Here is a 26,940-nt window from a genome sequence, read left to right on the forward strand (position 1 = left end):
GCTATTAAGGTTTCTCTCTTGAAAAAGAACGAATGGGATGTGTAACAGTATGCTTATGGAGGGTGATTACACTGTTGGATCATTTATATAAACAGCCTGATGGAAAGATATTCGAGCTTGTCGATCAACTGAGGGAACCGACGATGATTTATGATTTAGACGGAATAAAACATACAGTGAGAGTATTGAAAGAGGATATTGAGTTAATTGACAATGCCTTTCTTCATCTAGCGGTAAAAGCAATACATAACAAGGAAATGTTGAATCATTTTGCTCATCTAGGTCTCGGATGCGATGTTGCGAGTGTTGGAGAATATCGTCTTGTTCAAGATAGTGGCTTTAGAAAGATAACGACGACAAGTCCATATTATAGCCGCGATAGCATGAGAACGTTTGTCGAGAACGATATCGTTATGGATTTAGATTCTATGGATCAACTAAATGATTTTGTTGAAATGGGTTATTCGAAAGAAGTAGGCTTGAGGATTGCAATCCCTATTCCAGAAGAAATGGATACAATTGCTACCTTTGGCTTGGATAGCAGATTTGGGATTGATTTTTATGAAAGCAAAGATGAACTAATACGGTTGAAAGAAACATACGATTTAGCAATTAGCAATCTTCATATTCATACAGGGCAATCTACCGGTGCTTCTTTTCAGTTTAAACTAAAGTATTTATTAGAGATTGCAAGTCAAATAGATACAATTAAAACGATTAATCTTGGCGGTGGTCTTTTTTATTTATTTCATAATCGTGAAGAAACGCGAAAACTGTTTAAAGAAATGAATCTGCTTATACGTAATTGGGAAAACGTTCATGGCAGAAAGTTAGAGTTTATTTTTGAACCTGGTGGTGCTTTGTTAGCTGGTAATGGTTATTTGATTTCAGAAATTGTCTCGAAGAAAGTACATAAGAAAAGAAATGTTACGATGTTGCAGTGCGATACATCATTTTGGAATTTATCCCCTTGGATACGCAGCAATCCGATCTTTCTAAATCGTTCTGATGAAGTGGAGCGCGTTGTTTTTGTTGGAAATACGTTATTTGAAGGAGATTCTTTATCGGATTTTAAAGAATATGAAGTACCCAAGGTAAAAAAAGGCGACAAGGTACTCTTTCCAGCATTTGGGGCTTACGCTCTAACGAATGCTAGAAGATTTAATAGGCTTAATCTACCAAACCAATATGTGTTAATTGATGGAGAAATCCATTCTTTAGAGGAGGAAATACGAGGTGAACCGTTCCACTCGATATAAAGTAAATCCAAATGTGTCTGTGATACGTACTAGTGCTCAAGACATCATCCTCACCAACATGGGGAAGGGGAGGGAATACCACATACCACTAGATATGTTTACTCTTCTTTCTTCGTTCAATGTCCCTGTAAACGTAGAGCAGGCTATATCGATTTATAGGAACTCCAATCAACAAGCACAAGCACTTGAAGAAGCGGAATTACTAGAATCCATAGAAGAGCTTGAAAAGAATGATCTCATTGTGCTAGCTAATGTAGATGTTCAAATGGCAAATAGTGTTGCCCAGTCAACAAATCGATTCTTTAATTTTAATGGAATGAGAATGGAAGAGGTCATTAATGTTGGTGCTCATATACCTGATACTGTCGCTATTATTGGTATGCCGTTTGACCACAATGTAACTAATTTACCAGGCAGTCGATTGGGCCCAGAATATTTAAGACGCCATAGTCGATCGATTGTTCCCTATGGTTTCCCTCAAGTAGAAGTGAAAGGTCAACATACAGAAGGGGTCCATTTAGCGAGTAAAGTGTTTGATTGTGGAGATATTTCTGGACACGTATTTGATCGAAACGGTAGGCAGCAAAGACAGTTAGAGGAAATTGTGAGGAAACTAACATTAGCGAAGATTAAGCCAGTGATCGTCGGTGGTGATCACTCGATTACGTATTCGTCATTACAAGGGATTCTCTCGCATAAAAAAATTGGTTTGATCCATATTGATGCCCATTACGATGGTGGGGGAACCGAACAAGTATCATTCAAAGATATCCACCATGGAAACTTCATGGATGGTTTTTTAAATGAAAGGAATCTTGAACATATCCTTCAAATTGGTCAAAGGCAAAGAGTGGATCAAGAGCATGTACAAGCCGAGAAGATTGATGTCGTTCCTTCTGATGAACTGGATATCGGTCGCTATTTAAGAGAGGGATTGCCCTACTACATAACACTTGATGTCGATGTATTAGACCCTAGTTTTATGTCTTCTACAGGTACCCCAGTCCCACTTGGTATGCACCCTAAAGAGTTGATGGCTATCTTAACTAGTATAAGAGAACATGACATTATAGGTGGCGACGTGGTTGAATTTCTTCCATCCGAGCATAAAGTTCATGAAGCCTTACTTGTAAATGAGCTGTTGCTAACGTTAATCAGTATGATGACGAAGGTGGATTTATCATGAGTCTATTTCCTGAACTCCCTCAAAACATGCTTCATAGGTCTAACGAGATTAAGAGCCCGGCAGTTGTGTATGATGCAGAATCATTAACTCATGTTGTGAATCACTTAAGACGTCGTTTAGGTAGTGTGAAAAAAATGAAACTCTACGTTTCAATGAAAGCGAATCGAAATGTGGGTTTAAATGCATATATGTCGAAGGTTGTTGACGGGGTTGATGTCTCTTCGTACGAAGAATATCAAGTTGCTACAGTAGCTGGTTATTCGCGCATTAGTGCAACATCTCCAGGAATCAAAATCGAGCATATCCATGAAATGATCGAAAACCATGTGCAGTTTGATTTTGATAACGTGGAGCAACTATATGCCTATTCATGTCAGTACAATGAAAGCAGGCAACCCAAGGATATTGGCTTACGATTAAATATCCCGATTGAATCAAAAGGTGCCACGACTTATCTATCAAAAAGTCGATTTGGCATTAACGTAAGTCAATCAGACAATCAACAGGCGCTTAAGGAGATTTTAAAAGAGTTCCACTATAAAGTGACTAGCATCCATATCCACATTGGCGAGTTAAACAATTTTAATACGGTTAAGGACACCCTTAACTATTTAGTTGATATTCTTTCTCTTTTTCCAGATGTCCAGACATTAAACCTTGGCGGTGGTCTCACGCGGTTATTCTCAAATGAAGAAGACCTAGATAAAACATTCGAACTCATACAATCCTATACGGAACAGTATTTACCGAAACTGAAAGAAGTCATATTCGAACCTGGTATGCTTGTTTATGTCATGGCTGGTTATTTAAAGACGAGTGTTTTATCTGTGAACAATGGGGTAGTCAACATGGATTCTTCTGCTTGGAATTTAATAGAATGGACAAAAGGGAATGTAAAGATTGTTTACACTAGTTCGAATGGAGAGGTGGAACAACAAACCATTGCTGGTAACACATGCTATGAAAAAGATATCTATTTCGAGAACACGGCTTCTAATAAACTGTCTTTAAACGATTATATCGTGTTGTTTCCATTTGGAGCCTACACCGTTTCCATGAGTAAATCCCTTCACGGTCTTCCGAGCCCAAAAGAATACTTGTATATAAACGATAAATTTACAGAATTATCTGTTGGTGAAGGTCAGGTGCACGCATGAAAAACCATCTACTTAGTGAACTGGATCTTTTAAACTGTATGTCTGAAGATCTACAACTAGATCTATCGATAGAAGCGGATGCTATTGAGAACCAAATCAAAGCAAATGACAATGCATTCTTAATTGAACAGAAGCTAGAGGAACTGTCTCAAACAATTAGAATGAAATGGATTTGTAAGAATATCCAACATACGTCTACGTTTATGAGATCGCCACTTCAAACCCCAACTACTTATGGAGGAACGGTCCATGACTTTTCGTACGAACGAAATATAGAGACAACTTCCTTAGAAGATAAGATCCAAACGAGTAACGAACAAGTATGTTGGAATAATACGGCCTTAGCTTTTTCAAGCGGGATGGCTACATTGAGTACGCTGTTCAATAGCTTATTGTCATTCTATTCCCCAAGTCAAAACAATCCATTATCGATGGTTTGTTTTGCAGACTACTTTGAAAGCAAAGGGTTGTTAGAAGTAATCGCTAGAGAGCATTTATCGATTACGTATGCAGACACTGGAGAAATTGATTTTAATGGGTTCGATATTATCTACATTGAACCAACGAGATATGACTGGAAAATGAATTACTTTGATACGGATCAAAGTTTTGAAAACACGATTGAAGATAAGAAAAAGTTTACATTCATTATTATTGATAGTACTTTATCTCAAGACAATACTACAAGAGACGCTATTCTGGCTAAATGCAAACATCAGCCATTTACTGTTGTTATGGAATGTTCATCTGGTTTAAAGCTTCATCAATTTGGATTAGAACTTTGCAACTTTGGCTATGTGAATATTTATTGTCGAAAGGATGACGCGGACATTATCGATAGTATTAAGCTAAAACAATACATAAAAAAGGTTCGTACTCTGAACGGAAGCGCCTTATCCTTCGAATCTGCCAGTGTGCTTGATGCTCCTTTTATTTTCAATGAGATCAAGACAAACCATTATATTGATCGAGTGTTTGAAAACAACCTAAAGTTAAAAAAGAATACGCGCGTTGGTGGATTATTTAAAGAGATATCTACTGCTGAAAAAGGGTCTCCGTTCGTAGTATTTCAGATTGAGAACAATGATTTAGATGATTATGGCTACTTAATGGGTGTGTTAGATGATCAGTCTAAACAAGCAGGAGCACTGTTTTATAGAGGGTCAAGTTTTGGTTTTAGACATCATCGATATGAGACCATTATCCCTGACAACAAAGTACGTAAAGGCTTATTTAAAATTGCTATGGGATTTCGAAAAGGACCATCCTTTGAATTTATCCTACGTTTTATGAGGGAGCTTTCAGAACTTAATAACATGAGAGAGCTGAGAACGAGATTTCCTGCTATAACGCCTGTAAGCTTCGATCATTTAGATTAATTGAAGGTGGTTTGGAGATGAATGTCTATATAAGAACGATTGTGAATGAAAATGAATAACGATTTGTTGCAAATTGTTAGAAAGATCAAAATTCCTAAACGCATTCTTACTGTGGGATTAATGTTATCCATCGCATTTGCTGTATCAGCAGTCATTACACCGTTAATTATTAAAAACTTCATTGATGATGTTACCTATAACAATGAGGTGAATAGTCAACTGCTTTATGCTCTAATTGGGCTCTTTTTAATTCAAGGTTTACTAAATGGGCTATCCACGTATATCTTAAGTTTGCTTTGTGAAACCATGATTTATCGACTGAGACTGCAGTTATGGAGTAAGATTTTAACGTTACCACTTCGGTTTTTTAACGATAATCGGCCCGGTGAACTAGTAAGTAGATTAATAGGTGATATAGAGGAAATTAATATGTTCCTAACTGAACAAGTTCCGAAATTATTGACGAATGTTGTGTTAATTATCGGTTCATTAATTGCTCTTTCGCTCATTTCCTTTCATATGGTACTCTTCATCGTTATTGCGTTAGCGCTATTCTTGTGCGTTATTGTTCCGTTTAGCAAGAAGATGCAAACCATTTCTTATGATTTTCGATTAAACGTTGCCAGATTGTCTGCTTATTTTTTAAGAATTATTGAAAACATTGAAGTGGTAAAAGTATACAAAACCGAAGAAAAAGAAGTAGACAATGGGAAAAAAACCTTACACTCTATTTTTAACTTGGGCATGAAAGAAGCAAAGGTCTATGCGTTTTTAGAACCTCTTGTGATGATTCTTTCCATCATTCTGCTAACAGCAGTAATGGGATATGGGAGCTATTTAATTTCTCAAGGAACCTTAACGTTCGGAGGATTTTTAGCAGCATTTTTAATTTTGTTCCAATTATTTAGTCCTTTAAGAGCTTTTTCAAGTATATGGGTATCGTACAGGACAGCCGCAGGTGCCTCTGTTTTTATCCATTCTATTTTTTCGTTCAAATCGGAAGTAACAGAAGAATTAGCCCAAGGTCCTAAACAAGATGCTGTTGAAATAAGAAATCTTACGTTCTCCTATAAAGAAACTCCTGTTTTAAAAAAGGTGAATATAGAATTAAAGCATGGAGAAGTAGTGGCAGTTGTTGGTCCTTCTGGCAGTGGGAAAAGTACATTATTGAAACTTCTTTTAGGTCTCTATTCGCCAGATAGTGGATCTATTCTGTACAATGGCGAACGTGTTTCTCACTCTGCATTCTATAAAAGTAAGATTGGCTATATTCCTCAAGATAGCTTATTGTTTGATGCAAGTGTTGAAACAAATGTGTTTTATGGTAATGAAACGAAGTCAAGCGATGCGTTTCTAACGTTACTTCATCAAAACTTTATGAATTTTGACTATGAGTCATTGAAAGATGAGTTTGCTCCTAATTTATCAGGGGGGCAAAAACAGCGAGTCAATATTTTAAGAGCCCTTTCTAAAGAAAGAGAGATCATTTATTTAGATGAGCCTACTTCAAACTTAGATAGTGAAAGCGAAGCCATTCTTCAAAAGTATTTGCACCGTAATGTGGAGAACAAACTAGTCGTCATTATTGCTCATAGGTTATCAACAATTATTAACGCCGATCGAATTATCTTTTTAGACAATGGACAGGTGACAGGTGAAGGCACCCATCACACCCTTTACAATACACACCAAAAGTATCGAAGCTATGTTGATTTTCAAGTCTTACAGTAACATTGTATCCGTAATAAATAGAGTGGAGGGCTTTATATGATACAGATTTTTAAAAAACCGCAATTAACGGAAATAGCGAGGTTCATCGCTAACATTAATTCGGCACCAGAGCATCACGTGGGGTTTTGTGGAAAGAAAGAGGAAGAAATTCTACATACATTAAAAGAAGATTTTGGAGATATACCGGCAATGGATGCTTTTGTCTTAGCAATAGAGGATGAAAAAACAGTTGGTGTGTGTGGTTTTGATGCGGATATGGAAAGAGGGAGTGCAGAGATCTGGGGGCCATTTGTAAACAGTAAGCAAGCAGCTAAAGTGACAGAATTACTTTGGACTTCTCTGCTTTCAGAAATGCCTACAACAATAAAAACGGTAGAATTATTTCCTGAAAAAAAGAATACAAGCGTTCTTACTCTCGCTAAAGAGTTCGACTTTTCACATGGAAGCGATCAAACGATTTTAACCTGTTCTAAACATACCTTTATGGATAAAAAAGTAGAAACCGAAACCATCACCAGCATCCAGTCTAACGAGTACAACCCATTTATACACCTCCATGATCGTTTATTTCCTAAAACCTATTTGTCTGGAAAAGAAATGATCGATCAACTTGGCGAAGCGTCCCAGGTTTTTATTGCTAGCGATGAGGAAGGACGAGTCATAGGTTATGTGTATGTTGAAGCCAGCCCAGATTTTGGAGAAGGTAGTATTGAATTCTTAGGAGTAGACACCCATTCACGTGAAAAAGGAATTGGGACAGCTCTTCTTTCAAAAGGGTTAGAATGGTTGTTTTCTTTTGAAACGATCGATGAAATTACATTATGTGTAAATTCAGCTAATGAAAAAGCGATTCATATTTATCAAAAGCTCGGTTTTCATACAGAACATGAACTTATCTCTTATGAAAAGAATCTTAATTAACAATGATGGTCGGGACCTTCTACAAGTTGTGATGGGAAGGTCTCTTTTTTGCATTTGTACATATAAAAGATGAACAAGGGAATGTCATGATTGATAAGTCAGCGGAAGAATGAAGGCATTTAGTTAAAAGAAAAGCGTATGAATAAGACGGAGGCTGGGACAAAAGTAGATAGACAGACAAAAATGACGAACATTCCTGAAAATAGGAACGTTCGTCGTTTGTTTTATATGAAAATGAGCGGAAGGAGAATCTGAAGACTCCTGGGGGATCAGCACGTGTCTGAAGACTCTGGAGTGGCGGTTTTCCAAGGAGGAGGCTGAGGCCGTGTCCCCGGAAAGTGAAGGATTCTCCTGTAGTGGTGCTACTCAGAATATTTTAGACTATTCGTCTTTTCAAATACTACTTTTCGCTATGTCCCAGCCTCTTTTTCGTTAATATCCCGCATTTTTGCTTCGCTTTCTTAAATGTAATCAAAATGTAATAAAAGAACTCTTTTAGCATAAGACTAAGCATTTTACGCGTTGATTCATAAAAGTATGGATCGATTTATCACATATGTGCTTTCTTTTTTGCTAAAGTATAGACTTGTGGTTTTGAGCAGTGAAAGGGGAAAAAGATGGCAAAAGGTCAACAGAAAGTGTTACAGACCGTAAATTGGCCAGTTTTTATCATGAGCGGAGGATTCTTACTTCTCTTTGTCGTGATGGCTTTTACAAATATGGAATTAACATCCTTTATAGTCGATAAAGGATTTCAACTCGCCATAACGTATTTTGGTGGGTATTGGCAAGTATTATTACTAGCGACGTTTTTAGTTGGAGCGGTTCTTGCGTTTTCAAAGCTTGGGTCCGTTCGCATTGGAAAATTAGATAAACCGGAAATGGGCTTTTTTAAATACCTGGCTATCGTTGTCACAACAGGGCTTGGAGCTGGAGGGGTCTTCTGGGCTGCGGCAGAGCCGTTGTATTATTTTCTGGAAGCACCACCTACGTATAGTGGCATTATTGAAACGACGAACGATGCCATTCAAGTGGCGCTTGCACAAAGCTTTATTTCCTGGGGATTTTCTGCTTGGGCAGTGTATGGCGCGATTTGTTCCATTGTAATGGTTTACGCGCATAACCATAAAGGTATGCCGTTAAAGCCACGTACGATTCTTTACCCTATTTTAGGGGATCGCATACAAGACAGTAAATGGGGAACAGCTGTTGACGTGTTCTGTATTATTGGAGCCGCCGCTGGTACCATTGGTCCGATTGGGTTCCTAGGGTTACAAGTGAGCTATGGGGTGAATGCGTTATTTGGCTGGCCAGATACGTATGTAACCCAAGTCACCATTATTTTAACCCTTACGAGTATTGTTTTACTTTCAACATTAACTGGGATTGAAAAAGGGATTCAGTGGCTTAGTAAAGTAAATGTGAATACAGCCTTGTTTATCGGTGTTTTTTTAGTTTTGTTCGGCCCAGGTATTTTTCTAATTGATTCCTACATTTCAGCTACAGGAACCTATCTGTCCCATTTTATAGAAATGACCACGTTCAGAGGCGATAATGAATGGTCTGGCGCATGGATGCTCTTCTTTTTTGGCTGGTTTATTGGCTTTGGTCCAATGGTAGCACTTATGGTGGCGCGCATTTCTCGCGGAAGAACGATTCGAGAGTTATTTCTCGTTGTGGCGATTATTACGCCAATCCTAACAAATATTTGGTTTACGATATTAGGTGGCTCAGGTATTTTCTATGAGATTCAAACACCTGGATCCATTGCGACTCCATTAGAAGAAAACGGGTTACCGGCTGCCATTATAGCGATTGCAAGCCAAATGCCTCTCGGTAGTATGATGCCGTTCCTTTTCCTTTTACTAACGATCTTGTTCGTTGTAACAACAGTGGATACAATGTCGTATTCACTTGCCATGAGTGTCACAGGTAAAGGGAATCCAGCAAAAAGCATTCGATTTTTCTGGGCTTCCATTATGTCTATTATAGCCATGATTTTAATTAATGTAGGAAATGGTGGAGTCAATGCGCTCCAATCATTTGTCGTTATAGCAGCAGTACCTGTATCACTTATTTTATTACCACTCTTGTGGGGGGCGCCAAAAATAGCGTTCCTTCTGGCTAAAGAACAAGGGATTATTTCTAGCGAAGAAAAAAACAATAAATAAGCGAATGGTAAAAAGATGCTGGGACAAAAGTAGATAGACAGACCAGAACGACGAACATTCCTGAAAATAGGAACGTTCGTCGTTTGTTTTATATGGAAATTAGCGGAAGGATTCTCCTGTAGCGCTGCTACTCAGCATATTTTAGACTATTCGTCTTTTCAACTACTACTTTTCGTTATGTCCCGGCCTCTTTACCTTTGCCTTCTATGGTGACACGATTCGTAACAACCAGTTACCTTTATGTTGAAAGCGGTTTACAGATGTAGAATAGCATTTCCAATGAAAATATACTTGCTACTATGGCTCAAGTTTCGGTAAAATCGAATGCAGGGCCTTTTGTTTTAGGAACCACTTAAAAACGAGTAATGCAAGCATAAATAGAGAAAGTAACAGAAGAAAGGAACGAAACATCACTATGACAGCAAATTTTTGGCGTGAATTGCCACGGCCATTTTTTATACTTGCACCGATGGAAGATGTGACGGATGTCGTGTTTCGTCATGTGGTGAGCCATGCGGCGCGTCCTGATGTGTTTTTTACAGAGTTTACGAATTCTGAAAGCTATTGTCATCCGGATGGTAAGCAGAGTGTACGCGGTCGCTTAACGTTTACTGAAGATGAACAGCCGATGGTTGCCCATATATGGGGAGACAAGCCAGAATTGTTTCGGAAAATGAGTATCGGCATGGCAGAAGAGGGCTTTAAGGGAATTGATTTAAATATGGGATGCCCGGTGCAGAATGTTGCTGGAAACGGAAAAGGTAGTGGCTTGATCCGTCGTCCCGAGATTGCAGCAGAGCTGATTCAAGCGGCAAAGGCTGGCGGTTTACCTGTAAGTGTGAAAACGCGCTTAGGCTATACGTACGTGGAAGAGTGGTTTGAATGGCTGACGCATGTATTAAAACAAGATATCGCAAACCTGTCCATTCACTTGCGGACGAAGAAGGAAATGAGTAAAGTAGATGCCCATTGGGAGCTCATTCCTGAAATTAAAAAACTGCGTGATGAGATTGCACCACATACCCTGTTAACGATTAACGGCGATATTCCAAACCGTCAAGTTGGCTTAGAGCTTGTTGAAAAATATGGTGTTGATGGAGTCATGATTGGCCGCGGCATTTTCACAAACCCTTTTGCGTTTGAAAAAGAGCCGCGGGAGCATACGAGTGAAGAGCTTCTTGAACTTTTACGTCTCCAGCTGGACCTTCATGATAAGTATCACGAAATTGAATCCCGAGCGTTTAAGCCGCTTCATCGTTTCTTTAAAATCTATGTTCGGGATTTCCGCGGTGCTAGCGAATTGCGAAATCAATTAATGAACTCAAAATCAACGGATGAAGTTCGCCAATTGCTTGATGCGTTTCAAGCAGAACAAACAGAAACAGCTCCCCATTAAAGGGGGGCTGTTATTTTGCGTTCTCGCGCTCTGCTTTAAACTTCTTTGTATAATGAACAAGGGTTTCCACGTTCAAATCTAACCCTTGCTCGTAAATCTTCTTAATTCCTTTCCCAAGTGACCACGTCAGCGTTCCAGCGACTCCTGCACTAATCGCTGAGCCCCAGCCAGGAACGAACTTTGAAAGCTGACGAAAGGCTGTTCGACCAATGTTGCTAACAAGGTTGGTCACAATAAGTTCCTTTGCTCTGTCTTTCGTAATGGTTTTTTCATAAAGCTTTGCTAACTTAATCATTAACCCGACTTGTACAGCTGTAATAGGCACAATATCAGATCCTGGTACTGGAATGGCGCCTGCTGAAGCTGCTGCAAGGGAAGAGCGGTTAATCCATTTATTCGCAATGCGTGATTTATCTTTTAACGCTTTGGCGAACTGCAATTCTTTATTTTTTTTTTGAAGAATATCACCAATTTGGTCTTCTAGCTCGCCAAGATTAAAGCCTGTTTTTGAAGAAAGCGGAATGACTTTAAAGCGATAGCTCGTTTTTTCTTGAATATAATGAAGTAAGCTAGGCACATCGTCAGCAATGTCGACTTTGTTCAGGACAATTAGAATGTCTTTATTAATGGTTGCAAGCTTTTCGAGTTCTTTAGCTTCTGTTTCTGAGAGTACTGTACCCGCTGCATTTAAGAAGAAAAGGACAACATCAGCATCCTTATAGAATGTAATAGTCTCTTGCGAATGTGTTTGCACCACATCGTTCAAGCCCGGTGTATCGACGAATTGAATATGCTCTTTATACGCATATTTTTTTATTTCAACGGTTTTCCCTGGTAAGCCAGATGTTGGCGCAACGTCTGCGCCAAATAGAGCGTTAATTGTTGTTGATTTTCCAGTATTAATATCACCAATTAAGGCGAACAACACATCTTCTTCTAGTGATCGGTTGATGCTTTCCATTTGTTCGTTAAACGTTTGATTAAATGCTGCATCAAATTTCGAAGCCATTGGCATCATCCTCCGTCGTGATTCAATTGTGTGTCTGTTCTTATTATACTACGGGTGACTTTATTCGTCACAAAGGAGAGAAAGGTTTGTTATTGGGTGGGGGCTAGTACAAACGAAATAGCTAACCTTCCTAAATCTGAACTGAGAGCAATTCTCGTTCTGCTATTTTCCCAATTTTTTATAAGACCTTTCTTTTTATTTCGTGACACAAAACAATTACAATGATTGTAAACTATTTAAAGGAGAGAGATTAATGACACAATCACTTGCACCAACATTATTTGAAAAGACGCCTTTTGGTAAAGGAGAACTTCAGAGCAAAGTTGTCATGGCACCGATGACGAGGGTGTTTTCTCCTGATGGTGTACCGACGGAAGAAGTAGCGGCTTATTACAAAAGAAGGGCAGAACATGGTGTCGGTTTAATTGTAACGGAAGGCACGGCAATTGATCACCCGGCAGCTGTTATGCATAAGGATATACCTCGTTTCTACGGAGAGAAAGCGTTAGCTGGATGGAAGCATGTGGTTGATGAAGTACATAGCGTAGGTGGGAAAATTATTCCTCAGCTATGGCATATCGGCTCAGCCAGAAAGCAAGGAAATACACCAAATGAAGACGCTCCTCCAGTAAGCCCATCTGGTTTAGCTGTTGATGGTAGTGAAAATGGTATAGCATTAACGAAAGACGAACTGAAATCGATCATTCGTTCGTTTGCTCAAGCGGCTGCTGATGCAGAACGCATTGGTTTTGATGGAATAGAACTTCATGGCGCACATGGTTATTTAATTGATCAATTTCTTTGGGAACGAACCAATCAACGCACAGACGAATATGGTGGTGATCTTGAAGGACGAACTCGATTTGCCGTAGAAGTTGTGAAAGCATGCAGAGAAGTGGTAAGTCGAGATTTTCCTATTGTGTTTCGTTTTTCTCAATGGAAAGGCGGTGTCTATGACGCGAAGCTAGCACGAACACCTGAAGAGTTAAAACAGCTGTTAATGCCGCTTGCGGAAGCCGGGGTTGATATTTTCCATTGCTCAACTCGCCGAATTTGGGAAGCGGAGTTTGAAGGAGTCGAACCATTAAATCTTGCTGCATGGACGAAGCAGGTAACAGGAAAACCTGTCATCTCTGTTGGTTCACTAGGGGTGGATTATGCATTTTTAAGTAAAAAAGGGAACGACGAGCACTCCATTGATGAAAATCTGCGCCTAGTTGATGAAAAATTACAGGCGAAAGAGTTTGATTTTGTTGCGGTAGGGCGCGCATTACTAGCGGATCCTGAATGGGCAGAAAAAATTCGAGACGGAAAACAAGAAGACGCCATTTTATATACAAAAGAAGCAGAAAAAACCCTATACTAATAATCGTTTGAATCCCTGTTCTGTAATAAGAATGAACAGGGGTTCTTTTTTATTTTATATTGAAAGATGGAATGGATGAAGTTGTTGCAATTGGCCTCCTTTATCATAGGATGATAACAGTCCATTAGTTGTGGATATATTCGTTATTTATGTTTTATAGATAAGAGGGGATAATGCGTGTCCGATCAATATATTTTCGTGAATGGTGTGCAAATTTTTAAACGAACTTGTACCAATGGCAGGGAAAATAAATGGTGTTATGACCAGTTATTAGGAGGGTGGACAGGGGCTACAGGTTTGCCAGGCCCTACTGGACCCACTGGTTCTACTGGCGTCGGATTTGAAGGAGTAGAAGCGTTTAACGCTGATAATACTTCAGGTTACATGGTAGGTCAGATTGTCACGCTCGATGGAAACACCTATTTAGTAAATACAAATTCTCCAACAGGTGTTCCAGGTCGTTCTCCAGACTATACACTGCTCGCTGAAAAGGGAGCGACCGGTATCCAAGGAGAAAGAGGAGAAACAGGGGCCACCGGTATTCAGGGAGTTCAAGGAGAAACAGGAGCGACTGGCATTCAAGGAATTCAAGGAGAAACAGGGGCGACTGGTATCCAAGGAATTCAAGGAGAAACAGGGGCGACTGGTATTCAAGGGGAAAGAGGAGAAACAGGAGTCACCGGTATCCAAGGAGAAAGAGGAGAAACAGGAGTCACTGGTATCCAAGGAGTTCAAGGAGAAACAGGGGCGACTGGTATTCAAGGAGTTCAAGGAGAAACAGGGGCGACTGGTATCCAAGGAGTTCAAGGAGAAACAGGGGCGACTGGTAGTCAAGGAGTTCAAGGAGAAACAGGGGCGACTGGTAGTCAAGGAGTTCAAGGAGAAACAGGGGCGACTGGTAGTCAAGGAGTTCAAGGAGAAACAGGGGCGACTGGTAGTCAAGGAGTTCAAGGAGAAACAGGGGCGACTGGTAGTCAAGGAGTTCAAGGAGAAACAGGGGCGACTGGTAGTCAAGGAGTTCAAGGAGAAACAGGGGCGACTGGTAGTCAAGGAGTTCAAGGAGAAACAGGGGCGACTGGTAGTCAAGGAGTTCAAGGAGAAACAGGGGCGACTGGTAGTCAAGGAGTTCAAGGAGAAACAGGGGCGACTGGTAGTCAAGGAGTTCAAGGAGAAACAGGGGCGACTGGTAGTCAAGGAGTTCAAGGAGAAACAGGGGCGACTGGTAGTCAAGGAGTTCAAGGAGAAACAGGGGCGACTGGTAGTCAAGGAGTTCAAGGAGAAACAGGGGCGACTGGTAGTCAAGGAGTTCAAGGAGAAACAGGGGCGACTGGTAGTCAAGGAGTTCAAGGAGAAACAGGGGCGACTGGTAGTCAAGGAGTTCAAGGAGAAACAGGGGCGACTGGTAGTCAAGGAGTTCAAGGAGAAACAGGGGCGACTGGTAGTCAAGGAGTTCAAGGAGAAACAGGGGCGACTGGTATCCAAGGAGTTCAAGGAGAAACAGGGGCGACTGGTATTCAAGGAGTTCAAGGAGAAACAGGGGCGACTGGTATCCAAGGAGTTCAAGGAGAAACAGGGGCGACCGGTATTCAAGGAGAAAGAGGAGAAACAGGAGCCACCGGTATCCAAGGAGTTCAAGGAGAAACAGGAGCCACCGGTATCCAAGGAGTTCAAGGAGAAACAGGGGCGACTGGTATCCAAGGAGAAAGAGGAGAAACAGGGGCGACTGGTATTCAGGGAGTTCAAGGAGAAACAGGAGCGACTGGTATCCAAGGAGTTCAAGGAGAAACAGGGGCGACTGGTATCCAAGGAGAAAGAGGAGAAACAGGGGCGACTGGTATTCAGGGAGTTCAAGGAGAAACAGGAGCGACTGGTATCCAAGGAGTTCAAGGAGAAACAGGAGCGACTGGAAGTACGGGAATAACCGGAGTGACAGGTCCACCGGGCCCTCCAACAGGAGCTACTGGCCCAACCGGACCAGAAGGACCAGGTCCAGCAGGCCCAACCGGAGCGACAGGATTACAAGGAATCCAAGGATCAACCGGAGTAACTGGTGCTACAGGGTTACAAGGAATCCAAGGAGTAACTGGTGCTACAGGGTTACAAGGAATCCAAGGAGTAACCGGAGTAACTGGTGCTACAGGATTACAAGGAATCCAAGGAGTAACCGGAGTAACTGGTGCTACAGGATTACAAGGAATCCAAGGAGTAACTGGTGCTACAGGGTTACAAGGAATCCAAGGAGTAACTGGTGCTACAGGGTTACAAGGAATTCAAGGGTCAACCGGAGCGACAGGAGCTACAGGGTTACAAGGAATCCAAGGAGTAACCGGAGTAACCGGAGGAACTGGTGCTACAGGGTTACAAGGAATCCAAGGATCAACCGGAGCGACAGGAGCTACAGGGTTACAAGGAATCCAAGGAGTAACCGGAGGAACTGGTGCTACAGGGTTACAAGGAATCCAAGGAATAACCGGAGCGACAGGAGCTACAGGATTACAAGGAATCCAAGGAATAACCGGAGCGACAGGGTTACAAGGAATTCAAGGGTCAACCGGAGCGACAGGAGCTACAGGGTTACAAGGAATCCAAGGAGTAACCGGATTCACTGGTGCTACGGGATTACAAGGAATCCAAGGAGTAACCGGAGTAACTGGTGCTACAGGATTGCAAGGAATCCAAGGTCCAACGGGAATTACTGGATTAACAGGACCTGCGTCGTCATCAAACTTTGCCGTGGTTTTCTCATCTGCAGGGGGAGCTGGTAGGGGAACCGTTCATCCATTAGCAAATGCAAGTGGGGCTCCGAGTCGAGTGAATCTAATCTCTTTTGGGAGAACAAGCAATGATATCACGGTTCCTGATGGAACTAGTATCCCCATTCCATTTGGTAATGACAATTATCAATTTTTCTTTTCTTTCCCTCAACAGGTTACATTAACAGGGATCTCTGCAACTTTTAATAATTGGAGTGCTTTTACTGCGGCTGCTGGCACTGATTTTAGGCCGTTTGTTGCATTAGCCACATCACCACAAGGAACGTATAATTTTTCAATAGACCCTGCGATGCAACAAATTCCTTTTATTGGTTACACGGCAGGCGCGTCTAATCCAAATACAACCATTCTTACAGGGAGCTCGACAGGTTTAAATGTAACAATTCCAGCTAATACGTTGTTAGCCATAGTAGGGGGAATTATAAATTTAAACACAGGAGCAAATGCCGAAATCTATATTTATATGAATGGATCGTTTTTCTTTAGGAGTAACTAAAAAGTTTAACAACAGAATAGTAGGAAAGTCTGTTTGTAAACCGAACGAAATGTCACTTAAAGTTAGTTACCTTTGAACCGAAGAAAATCTGTATAGAGTTCGGTCAAAGGTGACTTGTTTTTAAAATTAGCAGGTCATTGAGTTCACGCGTACATAAATTTTACATCCAGAATTTATAAAGCAAGTTTATACTTTTTGTAAAGTTTTCAATTTACTCGTCTTACAAAAGGAGAGTTACGCTATTATTAGGTAAGCGATGATGGTAATTCCATTCTTTAAGCAGATAATTTTATGATGAAATGAAGCATAATTTCTATGAACTAAAATGATGCAAGATACAGATAATTGAGATATACTAAGAGTAACTTTTTTCGGAACGGACGTTCTAACTGGGAATTATTAGTAAAATTTAATAGGAATATTTAGCTCTTACATATTGTCTTTTAAAAAGTTATTAATATCATTTAAGGGGTTTTTTCATGTCTAAAGTAAAAAAAGCGATCATCCCAGCAGCTGGACTTGGAACACGTTTTCTACCAGCTACGAAAGCAATGCCAAAAGAGATGCTACCAATTGTAGACAAACCTACGATTCAATACATTGTTGAAGAGGCTGTGGAAGCTGGTATTGAAGATATCATTATTGTTACAGGTAAAGGGAAGCGTGCTATTGAGGATCATTTTGATCATTCGTTTGAATTAGAACAGAATTTATTTAACAAAGGGAAACTTGATATGCTTGAAAAAGTACAAGCTTCTTCAAAAGTAGAGATTCACTATATTCGTCAAAAAGAACCTAAAGGACTTGGTCATGCCGTCCATTGCGCACGCAAGTTTATTGGGAATGAACCATTTGCAGTACTTTTAGGCGATGATATTGTCCAAGCTGATACGCCTTGTTTAAAACAATTAATGAAGCAGTATGACGCAACAGAACGTTCCGTTATTGGTGTTCAAACGGTTCCATCCGAAGAGACACATCGTTATGGAATCATCGATCCGGAGTCTAATCATGATCGTCTCTATCGCGTATCTCAATTTGTAGAAAAGCCGGAACAAGGCACAGCACCTTCTAACTTAGCGATAATGGGACGCTATATTTTAACACCTGAAATTTTTGATTTCCTTGAGAAGCAAGATACTGGTGCTGGAGGAGAAATCCAGTTAACAGATGCGATTCAAGCGCTTAACGAGTTCCAAAGTGTTTATGCGTATGATTTTGAAGGAAAGCGGTACGATGTAGGAGAAAAACTTGGGTTTGTTTTGACTCAAATTGAGTTCGCCCTTCAAAACGATGAAATTCGTGACAGTCTTCTTAAGAAAATGCAAGGCTATGTAGCTGAACTTGAAATTGGTCATGGTACTAGACAGTAATGGAAAGTAAGGTTCTTCCAATGGTTTCACTGTAAAAGTGAAGCTATTGGAAGTTTTTTAGGTTATGAACAAAACGTGTTATACATGTATGCCATTACTAGAATGATAGAGAAAAATGTAAAAAACTATGTGCTAAAGAAAGCTTGTTTTTAATAGGGTTTCAAGAACGAATCGCTTATTTTTTGGGAACATTTTGTAACAATGTCAATAGACTGTAATCTGATTGAAATGGAATTTCTTCCAGACCGATGTTACAGTAGTGATCGACTATTAATTGGGAGGTCATTATGAAAACTTTAAAATCAACAGGTAGTAAAATTGTTTTATCAACTTCGTTTGTCGTAGGTCTTCTTTTTGTAACAGATATGAATAATGAGGCGTCCGCATATGCAGACCCTACTGAATATAGCCCTCAACCATCTTCTTCAGAAACTGCTATTCAAGCAGACGTTCTTCGGGCTGGTGATCGTGGACAAGATGTTGAGAATTTACAGCAAGATTTAATTTATGCAGGTTACCCAGTTGCAGATGATGGCATTTTTGGTACGGAAACAGAGAACGCTGTTACTTCATTCCAACAAAGCCAAGGTCTTCAAGCAGATGGGATAGCTGGTCCAGCAACACAAGGAGCACTTGATACTGTGGACGCTTCTACTCCAAGACAAGATTCAGCTATTGAAGTAACGGAAGTAAGTACCGATAATAGTGAGCCAGTTGTTACAACGGCAAGTAATGAGACATCTTCAGGACTAAGTCAGTCTATTGCAGATACTGCAAGAAGTGTGTTAGGTACACCGTATGCTTGGGGTGGATCTTCAACAGCAGGTATGGATAGCAGTGGCTTTGTAAACTATGTGTTTCAAAATAACGGAATTCAAGTAGAGCGAACACATGCAGGAATGTGGGCTAGCACTGGTGTTCATGTCAGCTTAAGTGACCTACAAATTGGTGATGTTCTATTCTATGAAGGAACCTATAATACACAAGGTGCTTCTCACAGTGGTATTTATGTAGGGAATGGCCAAATGATTCACTCTGGTGGCGGAAGCGAAGGCGTTTCTTATGCTGATATTAACAACTCTTACTGGCAACAACATTTTATTGGTGTAAAGAGATTCTATTAATCTATTGTTATGATTATAATGAACACATGTAGATAATGCATATATGAAAGAGGCTTCTTCTAACGAGATACGTTGAAGAAGCTTTTTTTCTGTGTACTAATGGGCTAATTCACAACACGACTGGAGACATGTTGATACGAGCAGATATGCATAAAGGATGGCAAGCTGGAGATAAAACAGGCCGCGCCTATTGTTCTTGCCATCCTTTCTCATAAAGACGAGAAAGATGATGCTGTGGACGATCAGTTGATAGCCGAAGCGACTAAAGAAGTGCTGAATTTACTAGGGGTAGAGTAAGAAAAAGGTATCCAAATTTATATGATTTTTGAATTTTTTTCAAAAAAGCGGTTTCATTTGTGTGTGTTAGGGAAACCAAGACAACAGATAGGGAGATGGTACGAGCATCAAGAATAGGATCAACATAGAGGAGCCTCTACCTAAACAATTGTATAGGGGTTGTACATATGAAAAAAATGACATCAATTACGGTAGCTAGTTTTTTTGTTCTTTCGATTACTGGTAACGCTTTGGCGAATGAGGAAAGTGCGGCTGACATTATTCAAATGTCCAATGAAGCCATGCTTGAGCTTGATAGCTTCTCAAGTGAAACGACAATGGAATTAACGATGCCTGATCCAATGTCTGGTGAAGAAGTAACTATTACAGTTCATACGATGGAAGACGTTATTCTTGATCCATTTGCCATGCATCAAGTGTCGACAATTCATACACCTGATGGTGATCTCGAAACGACCGTCTATTGGACTGAAGAAGGGATGTATGAGCAAGGACCAGATGGTGATTGGTACGTTTATGAAGGAATGAGTAGCGACGAAATGATGGCGCTTCTGCAAGCAACGTCAACCCGTGAACAAGCAGAAATGCTTGGGGAAGATATGGATGTAACGGATGAAGGAGATTCTTATTTACTCACTTACACTGGTAATGGAGAACAACTGAACGAAATGATCGACGATCTTCTTGGTGAACTCATGATGGAAGAGGACATGCAAGGGGAGGAAGCATTGTTTGAGGCATTTGAAATTAGTGATTTAAGCTACGAGATGTTGGTTGAAAAAGATACGTACTACATGACAGAAATGACGATGGACATGACCATGGTGATTGATGATGGAGAAGAAAGCGTGGACATGCATATCTCACTAGATCAAACAGTCAGCAACTTTAATGGTGTCGATTCGATTACAGTTCCAGATGAAGTCATTGAACATGCACAGCCTGTTGAAGGAGGAGCGTTGCCAGATACAGCGAGTCATCATTTGCTTTATGCAATGGGTGGATTAACGATAGCTGCTGGTGGACTTGGGCTTTCTGTACTTCATCGACGAAGAGTGCGTACCTCATCTTAACGAACGAAACAGTCAAAAGACTAGCCCCTACCAAGGGAGCTAGTCTTTTGTTTGTCTATTTTGCTATACCCATTGGTGAGAAGAACCAGTACATGCCGACGACAAGTATTAGGATGATAGCACTCACCCATTTCCTATGTTTCCATGGAGTAAGGTCGACTTTTGCTTCGATTTTTGGAAATTCAAATGGTGTCGTATTGGGTCCAAATCGACTGATGACCCAGATTAGAAAGACGTCTACAAATAGGATGACACTGAACACATACAAGTAATGAATATCTGTAAACAGCTGGGAGGAGCCGTAGACAATAATATGGAAAATAAATGTTACCTTCGCAGCAAATGGCGTTGCATACTTTGAATAGAAGCCGAGAAGAATGAGTGCAAGTAGCGGCATACTATAAAGCCCGTTAAATTGCTGAACTACGTGAAATAATCCAGCAGGTGCAAACGAGATAAGTGGTGCAATGAGTGCAGATGTTAGACCTATTGCGATGGTAAATACTTTCCCCATACGACTTACTTGCTTGTCTGTCACATTTTTCTTTAACGGTTTATAAAAGTCTAATGTGAGAAGAGTCGTCGTTGCGTTAAGAGCCCCAACAAATGAACTTAGGATCGCACCGAAGATAACCGCCGCGAAGATACCGAAAGCCCATTCAGGAAGTACTGCTGTGACGAGCATTGGATACGCATTGTCGGCAGGCGCAACAGAATCTCCAAACATGTTATAGGCGATAATTCCTGGAAAGACAAGGAACAGTGCACCAAAAATTTTAAAAATCCCTACGTATAAGGCACCCTTCTGCCCCTCTTTTAAATCTCGACCAGCAAGTGCCTTTTGGACAATCATTTGATTTGTACACCAGAAAAATAGGTTATTAAAGAACAAACCTAAAAATAATGTCGGCCACGGTACCATTTCCGAATTCACAGCACCAAAGGAACTTAACTTTTCAGGTGTGTTTGCTCGAATCGTTTCAAAACCTGCCAAAATACCTCCATCTCCCAATGCAAGTAAAGCTAAAAATGGAATAGCGAGACCAGCGATTAATAAGCCAATCCCATAAACGGTGTCGCTAAAAGCACTGAGTCGTAACCCACCTATTAATAAGTACAACAATCCGATGATGCCAGTGATGACCGATATGAGAGCAATCGCAACTAGTGAATGAACCCCTAACAGTTCGTCGATCGAAAAGATTTGATTAAAGACGAGTGAACCGGAATATAGAACCACAGGTAAAAAGGAAACGACATATGTAAAGATGAAAAGCAAAGAGGCAATGCGTTTCGTCGTTGTATCAAACCGAATTTCAATAAAATCGGTAACGGTATCAACGCCATACTTCAAATACTTTGGTAAGAAAATTAATGCAAGGGCGACAATGGCGACGGCCGCTGTTACTTCCCAACCCATCACTTCCATACCGGTTTCATAACTCTGTCCATTTTGTCCTACAATTTGTTCTGTTGAAAGATTCGTCATAACGATAGAGCCTGCGATCGTAATGCCTGTTAAGCTTCGTCCACCAAGAAAAAGGCCTTCAGAACTGGACAAGTTAACTTTTCGACTACGAGTGTAGGCATAGAGCCAAATACCCGCAACGATTACGGTAAAAATAATGAATGATAATAATCCCATCTGTCTTCTCTTCTTTCGTAGTAGGTTGTAACATTTAGTGCAACACACAAAATGAAGTATTTTTGTAGATTACCCTCTTTAATGACGGTAAAACCCTTTTAAGTAAAAAAAATGCCCTATACACGAATGATACCGCTATCAATATCGTTGATCGTTTGGATTGGAAGACGTAAAAAAACAACTATTTCCATCGAGGTCATGAGTAGGACCGAGTAGAAATAGCTGTTTTCTCTTCATTACGAACGAAATGCTCGTAAGACAAGACTAACAATAAGGACTAAAATAATCGCTCCGATAAGAGCAGGAAAGATAGCGAATCCGCCAATAGATGGTCCCCAGCTTCCTAGTAGCCATGTACCAATATTTGCTCCAATAAATCCTGCAATAATATTACCGATAATACCAAAGGGAACGCCTTTTCCGGTTATTGCACCAGCAGCCCAACCAATTAAACCACCGATAATTAAACTCCATATAAAACTCATCATGATGTGTACCTCCTTGTTCGTTATGCGTTTCTACTGATGTATAGAGGCTTTTAAAAAGTAAATAGAAAGAACACGCCTGTGGCAAATAATAGCAACATTAGTGCATTATAAACGATGCCAATGATACCTGTTATTTTCCCACCTGTAGCCATTCCGGTGTTTACTCCTGAAGCCATTACGACAGCTACAATACCTAATATCAGGCCAATATATGGGATAAGTAAAGATAAAATACCAAATACAAGTGCGCCAGTTCCATCAGATCCTTTTGATTGATGTGATGTTTCCATTGTTATCGCCTCCTGTGCTGATTCTTTACCTTTTTTATACTAGGTGTAAACCTTTTAATGAATAGGGAAAGGAATGTCTGCTCTTTACTGCTTCGTTTTTAAGCATGTTTGTAGTTGCTTTGTTTACTGACAAACGATAGTTGAGCGGTTTGAAAAAGCTATTCAGATTGAGTCAAACGTATATGAAAAACGATCGATTTCGTTCATTCCTTTTCTAATTCATTTTGGTTCTTGAGTAGTTTCTCCAAAAGAAACAAAAACATTTATTGTTTGTTGAAGGATTCCGTAAGCATTGATAGAAAAGATTCGCTTGCATGGGATAATGGCGCATGTTTAGTTGTGACAATACCAATGTGACGTTGTTTTAAGTGGGTTGTTAATGGAATTTCGTATAGTTCTTGCTGATTTAATGATTCTTGGACGAATTCTTTTGTAACGAAAGCGATACCCATGCCAATTTTTGTGCATGCTAACAAAACATCCATTGCGCTAACTTCGACTTCTGGTGTAACCGTTAACTGGTGCGAGGCGAATAATTCATCTAAGTAAATACGTGATTGGCTTTGTTGGGAAAACGTAACAATTGGATATTGGACTAATTGGCTAAGCGTTTTTGCTTTTTCTGTTAGCTGCTTGTACCGTGCACCAACAACAAAAGCGCTGTGAACGCTGTATGTTCCTCTAATGGAATAGAGATGGTCGTCTATTGGAAGATGAACGAGAGCCATTTCTATCATGCCTTGTTGTAATTTTGCCAGTAGTTCTGGTGTTGAACCATTTTGAAGCTTTAAGTGTACATTTGGGTACTTTTTTTGGAACGATTGCACTTTTGGAAGTAAAAGGTATTTACAGGCTGAATCACTGGCACCAATAGCAACAGATCCTTGTTTTAATGTGGCTCGTTCTGACATCGTTTTTTCCGCTAATTTGATGGTTTCAAATGCAGGCTTAACTTGTTCAAATAGTCGCTTTCCTTCTGTAGTAAGAATGACGCCTTTTGATAGGCGTTGGAAAAGTTGAGTTTGAAGGTGTGCTTCAAGCTGAGCAATACTTTGGCTGACACTTGGCTGTGTAATGAATAATCGTTTTGCTGCTCGACTAAAGTTCAGTTCCAATGCGCTTAGATAAAAAATATGATAAAGATCCATCTTCATGATATAAACCTCACTTATAGCTGATGTTCAAAATATTTATTTTACTTATAACATAACCGTGAGTAGAATAAAAGGAAGGAGATGGTGAAAATGAAGGATGGCAATGTGGATGAGCGAGCAAGAAGTCCATGGACACCTTTAAAGGGTGTACAACAAGTAGCGGTAGCTCCAAGCTCAAAGAAAATCGATGGAGAAGTAACGATACCTGGAAGTAAAAGTTTAACCAATCGGGCATTCATTATGAGTGCACTTGCAAAAGGCACCTCAACATTAAAGGGATTTTTACGTAGTGATGATGCGTATTGGTGCATTGATGCGCTAAAGAAACTAGGTGTGTCTATCGATGTGGATGGAGATGTAGCAAAGGTTACCGGAACAGGCCAAAAATGGTCAAGTGACGATTTATACATTGGAGCGGCAGGAACGGTAGCCCGATTTTTGCCTGGTAGCTTAGTAACGGCTAATGATGGTGAATGGAAGATCGAAGCAAGCGAAAGTATGACAAAGCGACCAGTGGCACCATTAATTGAAGCGCTACGTTCTTTAGGTGGTCACATTACTTATGAGAAGAAAGAGGGTTTCTATCCCCTTTTGATAAAAGGAAAACCATTAGATGGTGGGGAAGTAACGTTATCTGGAAAAATTTCGAGTCAATATATTAGTGGCTTGTTAATTGCTGGTCCTTATTTTAAGAGCCCTTTAAAAGTGAGCATAACGGATCACATTGTACAGCATGCTTACGTGCGTTTAACATTGGATTTAATGGAAGCGTTTGGTGCTACTGTATCGTACAATGAAGAATTAACTGAAATGACTGTATCGCCTTCGGTTTATACACCACAGGATGTGACTCTTGAGGCAGATGCGTCAACGGCATGTTACTTCTTTGCGCTAGCGGCGCTAAACAATGGGCGAGTGCGTGTGACGAATGTAACTGTTGAGACAAAACAACCTGATATCGAATTTCTTACGATTCTAGAAAAGATGGGCTGTACAGTAACAAAGGGTAAAACGTATGTAGAAGTACAAGGGCCTGCTAAACTTAAAGGCGGCTTTCGTATATCAATGCGAGAAATGTCCGATCAGACGTTAACCCTGGCAGCGATGGCACCATTTGCAGACGGCCCCATCACCATTACGGAAGTTGAACATATTCGGTATCATGAATCAAATCGAATCAAAGTCATGGCGGATTCGTTGAAAGCCCTTGGCATTAAAGTAGAAGAATATCAAGATGGTTTGAAAGTATACCCAGGTACTCCGCAAGGAACAACCCTCGATACGTATGATGATCATCGTGTTGCCATGTCATTGGCGCTTATCGGTACGCAAGTGTCTGGAGTGGAGCTTGTCGATCCAGGATGTGTTTCAAAAACGTGTCCATCGTTCTTTGATCTTCTTGCAACATTTGGTGTGAATGTGATAGAAAAAGCATAGATGGAAGGAAAGGATGGTTGTTTAAAAAGCGACCTTCCTTTTTTATGACTTTATTGGCCGATTGGAGCTCGGCAAGGGCCCATTGATAGCCGTTTTTTGATCTGTACTAAGAGGGATTCAGCATACAGTTCATCGACGATGTTCGTTAGTTTCTCAAAGTCAGCACTAGGGGTGGGTTTAAGTGTAGTGAGCTGTAAAAAGAGAGCTTTTATTTCTTTTGGGTACACATTTGCCGATATAGAAGAAAGACGATTAAACCCTAGCTCTATTTTAGAATATAAGTTTTGTTCGCCACCAGCGTAAAAAAAGAAAGGCTTTGTTAGCTGTTGCATCAGCTCAGGAATTTTTTCTGGGTTCCCTGCTTCTTTAATTCCAATAATCTGTTCATGTTCGCTTAATGAAAGAATCGTTTCTACTGAGAGGTCAAACCCTGTACGTGCAGGATTGTTGTAAAGGATAACCGGTTTGCTTGTAGCAGAAAGTATCGCTTCTGTGTAAGCAATGGCTTCTCTTTGTGTAGGGCGAATATAAGGTGGGTAGCCAAGCAAAATACCAGCTATTGATGACTGTTCAAGGGACTTGGCAAGTTGTACCGCTTCGGTTTGCCGTATCGATGAGAGGCCAAATAAGATTTCCATATGGTCGATTAAGTGGCTTTCTTGTTGAATAGCATTCAGCAAGAGTTGTTTCTCATGAAGGGTTAAGCTGTGTTGTTCGCCGGTTGAACCACATAGTAGGACGGATTGAATATCGTTTTTAGCTAAGTGATTTATATGAGTCATTGTTGCCTCAATATAAAGGGTTTCATCTTCATAAAAAGCGGTTGGTACAGCCACATGGACATCTTCTCGTAACAAGGGATACGCCTCATTTCACTGGTACATTTTTCTTTATTATAGTCTGATTGTTCTGTTTTATAAAGGGGTATACTAATTATTTTCTTTAAACGTTTATTCGATCATGATACGGTATTTGTGTAGGGGGGAATTGTATGATTGAAATAGCGAGAGATCGTCTATTTCAGTATTTTATGAAGGTTTTTCACACAGCTTTTATTGCAAATGTTCTAGGACAATTGCTAGTTGACGCAACCGTCCTTATGGAGCGGTTGACGCACCTCTTTTTGGTGGCACTTTTGGTAGCGCTGGCATATACCTTTGGAGTCGTGAAGGTAAAGGATACGTAATAGCGTTCGATAATAGAAACTATTTTAA

General features: G+C 40.3%; 21 protein-coding genes. 15 read left to right on the forward strand and 6 right to left on the reverse strand.

Annotated elements, in window-relative coordinates; genetic code table 11:
• Window positions 1–74: 74 nt before the first annotated feature.
• The 8 genes from BK583_RS03045 (at window position 75) to BK583_RS03080 (ending at window position 11,200) form a co-directional block, all read left to right on the forward strand.
• On the forward strand, window positions 75–1,259 hold the full coding sequence (locus tag BK583_RS03045; protein WP_055737560.1) for a diaminopimelate decarboxylase family protein: 1,185 nt from the start codon (window positions 75–77) through the stop codon (window positions 1,257–1,259).
• On the forward strand, window positions 1,237–2,445 hold the full coding sequence (locus BK583_RS03050; RefSeq protein WP_078440018.1) for an arginase family protein: 1,209 nt from the start codon (window positions 1,237–1,239) through the stop codon (window positions 2,443–2,445). The genes BK583_RS03045 and BK583_RS03050 overlap by 23 nt, the downstream gene beginning before the upstream one ends.
• Window positions 2,442–3,602: a hypothetical protein gene (locus tag BK583_RS03055; RefSeq protein ID WP_055737562.1), complete on the forward strand. Its 1,161-nt coding sequence runs from the start codon at window positions 2,442–2,444 to the stop codon at window positions 3,600–3,602. Before BK583_RS03050 ends, BK583_RS03055 begins: the two co-directional genes overlap by 4 nt.
• Window positions 3,599–4,981 carry a PLP-dependent aminotransferase family protein gene (locus BK583_RS03060; protein ID WP_055737563.1) on the forward strand — a complete coding sequence of 461 codons (1,383 nt, stop codon included), beginning with the start codon at window positions 3,599–3,601 and terminating at the stop codon, window positions 4,979–4,981. The genes BK583_RS03055 and BK583_RS03060 overlap by 4 nt, the downstream gene beginning before the upstream one ends.
• 45 nt (window positions 4,982–5,026) lie before the next feature.
• Entirely contained in the window at window positions 5,027–6,712 is a 1,686-nt protein-coding gene (locus tag BK583_RS03065) for an ABC transporter ATP-binding protein (RefSeq protein ID WP_055737564.1), read from the forward strand.
• A 36-nt stretch (window positions 6,713–6,748) separates the two neighbouring features.
• Entirely contained in the window at window positions 6,749–7,633 is an 885-nt protein-coding gene (locus tag BK583_RS03070; RefSeq protein ID WP_055737565.1) for a GNAT family N-acetyltransferase, read from the forward strand.
• Window positions 7,634–8,250: 617 nt separating this feature from the next.
• Entirely contained in the window at window positions 8,251–9,804 is a 1,554-nt protein-coding gene (locus tag BK583_RS03075) for a BCCT family transporter (protein WP_055737566.1), read from the forward strand.
• Between the two features lie 415 nt (window positions 9,805–10,219).
• A complete protein-coding gene (locus tag BK583_RS03080; protein WP_038483630.1) occupies window positions 10,220–11,200 on the forward strand; it encodes a tRNA dihydrouridine synthase in 981 nt (326 codons plus the stop codon).
• Window positions 11,201–11,210: 10 nt separating this feature from the next.
• Here the strand turns inward: BK583_RS03080 and BK583_RS03085 are convergent, their stop codons facing one another.
• The gene (locus tag BK583_RS03085; protein ID WP_055737567.1) at window positions 11,211–12,209 is read right to left on the reverse strand and encodes a YcjF family protein; all 999 of its coding nucleotides are present in this window, start codon (window positions 12,207–12,209) and stop codon (window positions 11,211–11,213) included.
• 253 nt (window positions 12,210–12,462) lie between these two features.
• On the opposite strand from BK583_RS03085, the gene BK583_RS03090 reads away from it, so the two are divergent.
• From BK583_RS03090 to BK583_RS03110, 5 genes are all read left to right on the forward strand, one after another.
• Window positions 12,463–13,575, forward strand: coding sequence for an NADH:flavin oxidoreductase (locus BK583_RS03090; RefSeq protein WP_055737568.1), 1,113 nt, complete (start codon window positions 12,463–12,465; stop codon window positions 13,573–13,575).
• 177 nt (window positions 13,576–13,752) lie between these two features.
• Window positions 13,753–16,845: a beta strand repeat-containing protein gene (locus BK583_RS03095; protein ID WP_078440019.1), complete on the forward strand. Its 3,093-nt coding sequence runs from the start codon at window positions 13,753–13,755 to the stop codon at window positions 16,843–16,845.
• Window positions 16,846–17,324: 479 nt separating this feature from the next.
• A complete protein-coding gene (gene galU / locus BK583_RS03100; RefSeq protein ID WP_055737206.1) occupies window positions 17,325–18,218 on the forward strand; it encodes a UTP--glucose-1-phosphate uridylyltransferase GalU in 894 nt (297 codons plus the stop codon).
• Between the two features lie 287 nt (window positions 18,219–18,505).
• Window positions 18,506–19,342, forward strand: a complete 837-nt coding sequence (locus tag BK583_RS03105; protein ID WP_055737207.1) for a C40 family peptidase — start codon at window positions 18,506–18,508, stop codon at window positions 19,340–19,342.
• A gap of 464 nt (window positions 19,343–19,806) precedes the next feature.
• Complete coding sequence (locus BK583_RS03110; protein ID WP_055737208.1) at window positions 19,807–20,712, forward strand: DUF6612 family protein; 906 nt, start codon at window positions 19,807–19,809, stop codon at window positions 20,710–20,712.
• 55 nt (window positions 20,713–20,767) lie between these two features.
• Here BK583_RS03110 and BK583_RS03115 read toward each other — a convergent pair whose 3' ends face one another.
• The 4 genes from BK583_RS03115 to BK583_RS03130 all read right to left on the reverse strand — a co-directional run bounded on the left by BK583_RS03115 (window position 20,768) and on the right by BK583_RS03130 (window position 24,289).
• A complete protein-coding gene (locus tag BK583_RS03115; protein WP_055737209.1) occupies window positions 20,768–22,357 on the reverse strand; it encodes a solute:sodium symporter family transporter in 1,590 nt (529 codons plus the stop codon).
• A 236-nt stretch (window positions 22,358–22,593) separates the two neighbouring features.
• Window positions 22,594–22,842: a GlsB/YeaQ/YmgE family stress response membrane protein gene (locus BK583_RS03120; protein WP_038486198.1), complete on the reverse strand. Its 249-nt coding sequence runs from the start codon at window positions 22,840–22,842 to the stop codon at window positions 22,594–22,596.
• Between the two features lie 53 nt (window positions 22,843–22,895).
• Window positions 22,896–23,135, reverse strand: a complete 240-nt coding sequence (locus BK583_RS03125; RefSeq protein WP_038483614.1) for a hypothetical protein — start codon at window positions 23,133–23,135, stop codon at window positions 22,896–22,898.
• Between the two features lie 263 nt (window positions 23,136–23,398).
• Window positions 23,399–24,289 carry a LysR family transcriptional regulator gene (locus tag BK583_RS03130; RefSeq protein ID WP_055737210.1) on the reverse strand — a complete coding sequence of 297 codons (891 nt, stop codon included), beginning with the start codon at window positions 24,287–24,289 and terminating at the stop codon, window positions 23,399–23,401.
• 90 nt (window positions 24,290–24,379) lie between these two features.
• On the opposite strand from BK583_RS03130, the gene aroA reads away from it, so the two are divergent.
• Window positions 24,380–25,726 (forward strand): 3-phosphoshikimate 1-carboxyvinyltransferase, encoded by a 1,347-nt coding sequence (gene aroA / locus BK583_RS03135; RefSeq protein WP_078440020.1) that lies wholly within the window; start codon window positions 24,380–24,382, stop codon window positions 25,724–25,726.
• 50 nt (window positions 25,727–25,776) lie between these two features.
• Here aroA and BK583_RS03140 read toward each other — a convergent pair whose 3' ends face one another.
• Complete coding sequence (locus tag BK583_RS03140) at window positions 25,777–26,583, reverse strand: dihydrodipicolinate synthase family protein (RefSeq protein ID WP_055737212.1); 807 nt, start codon at window positions 26,581–26,583, stop codon at window positions 25,777–25,779.
• Between the two features lie 134 nt (window positions 26,584–26,717).
• Between BK583_RS03140 and BK583_RS03145 the strand changes: the two genes are divergently transcribed.
• A complete protein-coding gene (locus BK583_RS03145; protein WP_038483606.1) occupies window positions 26,718–26,912 on the forward strand; it encodes a hypothetical protein in 195 nt (64 codons plus the stop codon).
• Window positions 26,913–26,940 lie beyond the last annotated feature (28 nt).

It is taken from the genome of Shouchella oshimensis, assembly GCF_002019765.1.
Taxonomy (GTDB): domain Bacteria; phylum Bacillota; class Bacilli; order Bacillales; family Bacillaceae_D; genus Shouchella; species Shouchella oshimensis.

Bases quoted from the DNA above. Each gene is read 5' to 3' on its own strand.
- BK583_RS03085 (WP_055737567.1), bottom strand. From the start codon at position 12,209: ATGGCTTCGAAATTTGATGCAGCATTTAATCAAACGTTTAACGAACAA.
- BK583_RS03125 (WP_038483614.1), bottom strand. From the start codon at position 23,135: ATGGAAACATCACATCAATCAAAAGGATCTGATGGAACTGGCGCACTT.
- BK583_RS03055 (WP_055737562.1), top strand. From the start codon at position 2,442: ATGAGTCTATTTCCTGAACTCCCTCAAAACATGCTTCATAGGTCTAAC.
- BK583_RS03120 (WP_038486198.1), bottom strand. From the start codon at position 22,842: ATGAGTTTTATATGGAGTTTAATTATCGGTGGTTTAATTGGTTGGGCT.
- BK583_RS03070 (WP_055737565.1), top strand. From the start codon at position 6,749: ATGATACAGATTTTTAAAAAACCGCAATTAACGGAAATAGCGAGGTTC.
- BK583_RS03060 (WP_055737563.1), top strand. From the start codon at position 3,599: ATGAAAAACCATCTACTTAGTGAACTGGATCTTTTAAACTGTATGTCT.
- BK583_RS03110 (WP_055737208.1), top strand. From the start codon at position 19,807: ATGAAAAAAATGACATCAATTACGGTAGCTAGTTTTTTTGTTCTTTCG.
- BK583_RS03075 (WP_055737566.1), top strand. From the start codon at position 8,251: ATGGCAAAAGGTCAACAGAAAGTGTTACAGACCGTAAATTGGCCAGTT.
- BK583_RS03115 (WP_055737209.1), bottom strand. From the start codon at position 22,357: ATGGGATTATTATCATTCATTATTTTTACCGTAATCGTTGCGGGTATT.
- BK583_RS03130 (WP_055737210.1), bottom strand. From the start codon at position 24,289: ATGAAGATGGATCTTTATCATATTTTTTATCTAAGCGCATTGGAACTG.
- galU (WP_055737206.1), top strand. From the start codon at position 17,325: ATGTCTAAAGTAAAAAAAGCGATCATCCCAGCAGCTGGACTTGGAACA.
- BK583_RS03145 (WP_038483606.1), top strand. From the start codon at position 26,718: ATGATTGAAATAGCGAGAGATCGTCTATTTCAGTATTTTATGAAGGTT.
- BK583_RS03090 (WP_055737568.1), top strand. From the start codon at position 12,463: ATGACACAATCACTTGCACCAACATTATTTGAAAAGACGCCTTTTGGT.
- aroA (WP_078440020.1), top strand. From the start codon at position 24,380: ATGAAGGATGGCAATGTGGATGAGCGAGCAAGAAGTCCATGGACACCT.
- BK583_RS03065 (WP_055737564.1), top strand. From the start codon at position 5,027: ATGAAAATGAATAACGATTTGTTGCAAATTGTTAGAAAGATCAAAATT.
- BK583_RS03105 (WP_055737207.1), top strand. From the start codon at position 18,506: ATGAAAACTTTAAAATCAACAGGTAGTAAAATTGTTTTATCAACTTCG.
- BK583_RS03080 (WP_038483630.1), top strand. From the start codon at position 10,220: ATGACAGCAAATTTTTGGCGTGAATTGCCACGGCCATTTTTTATACTT.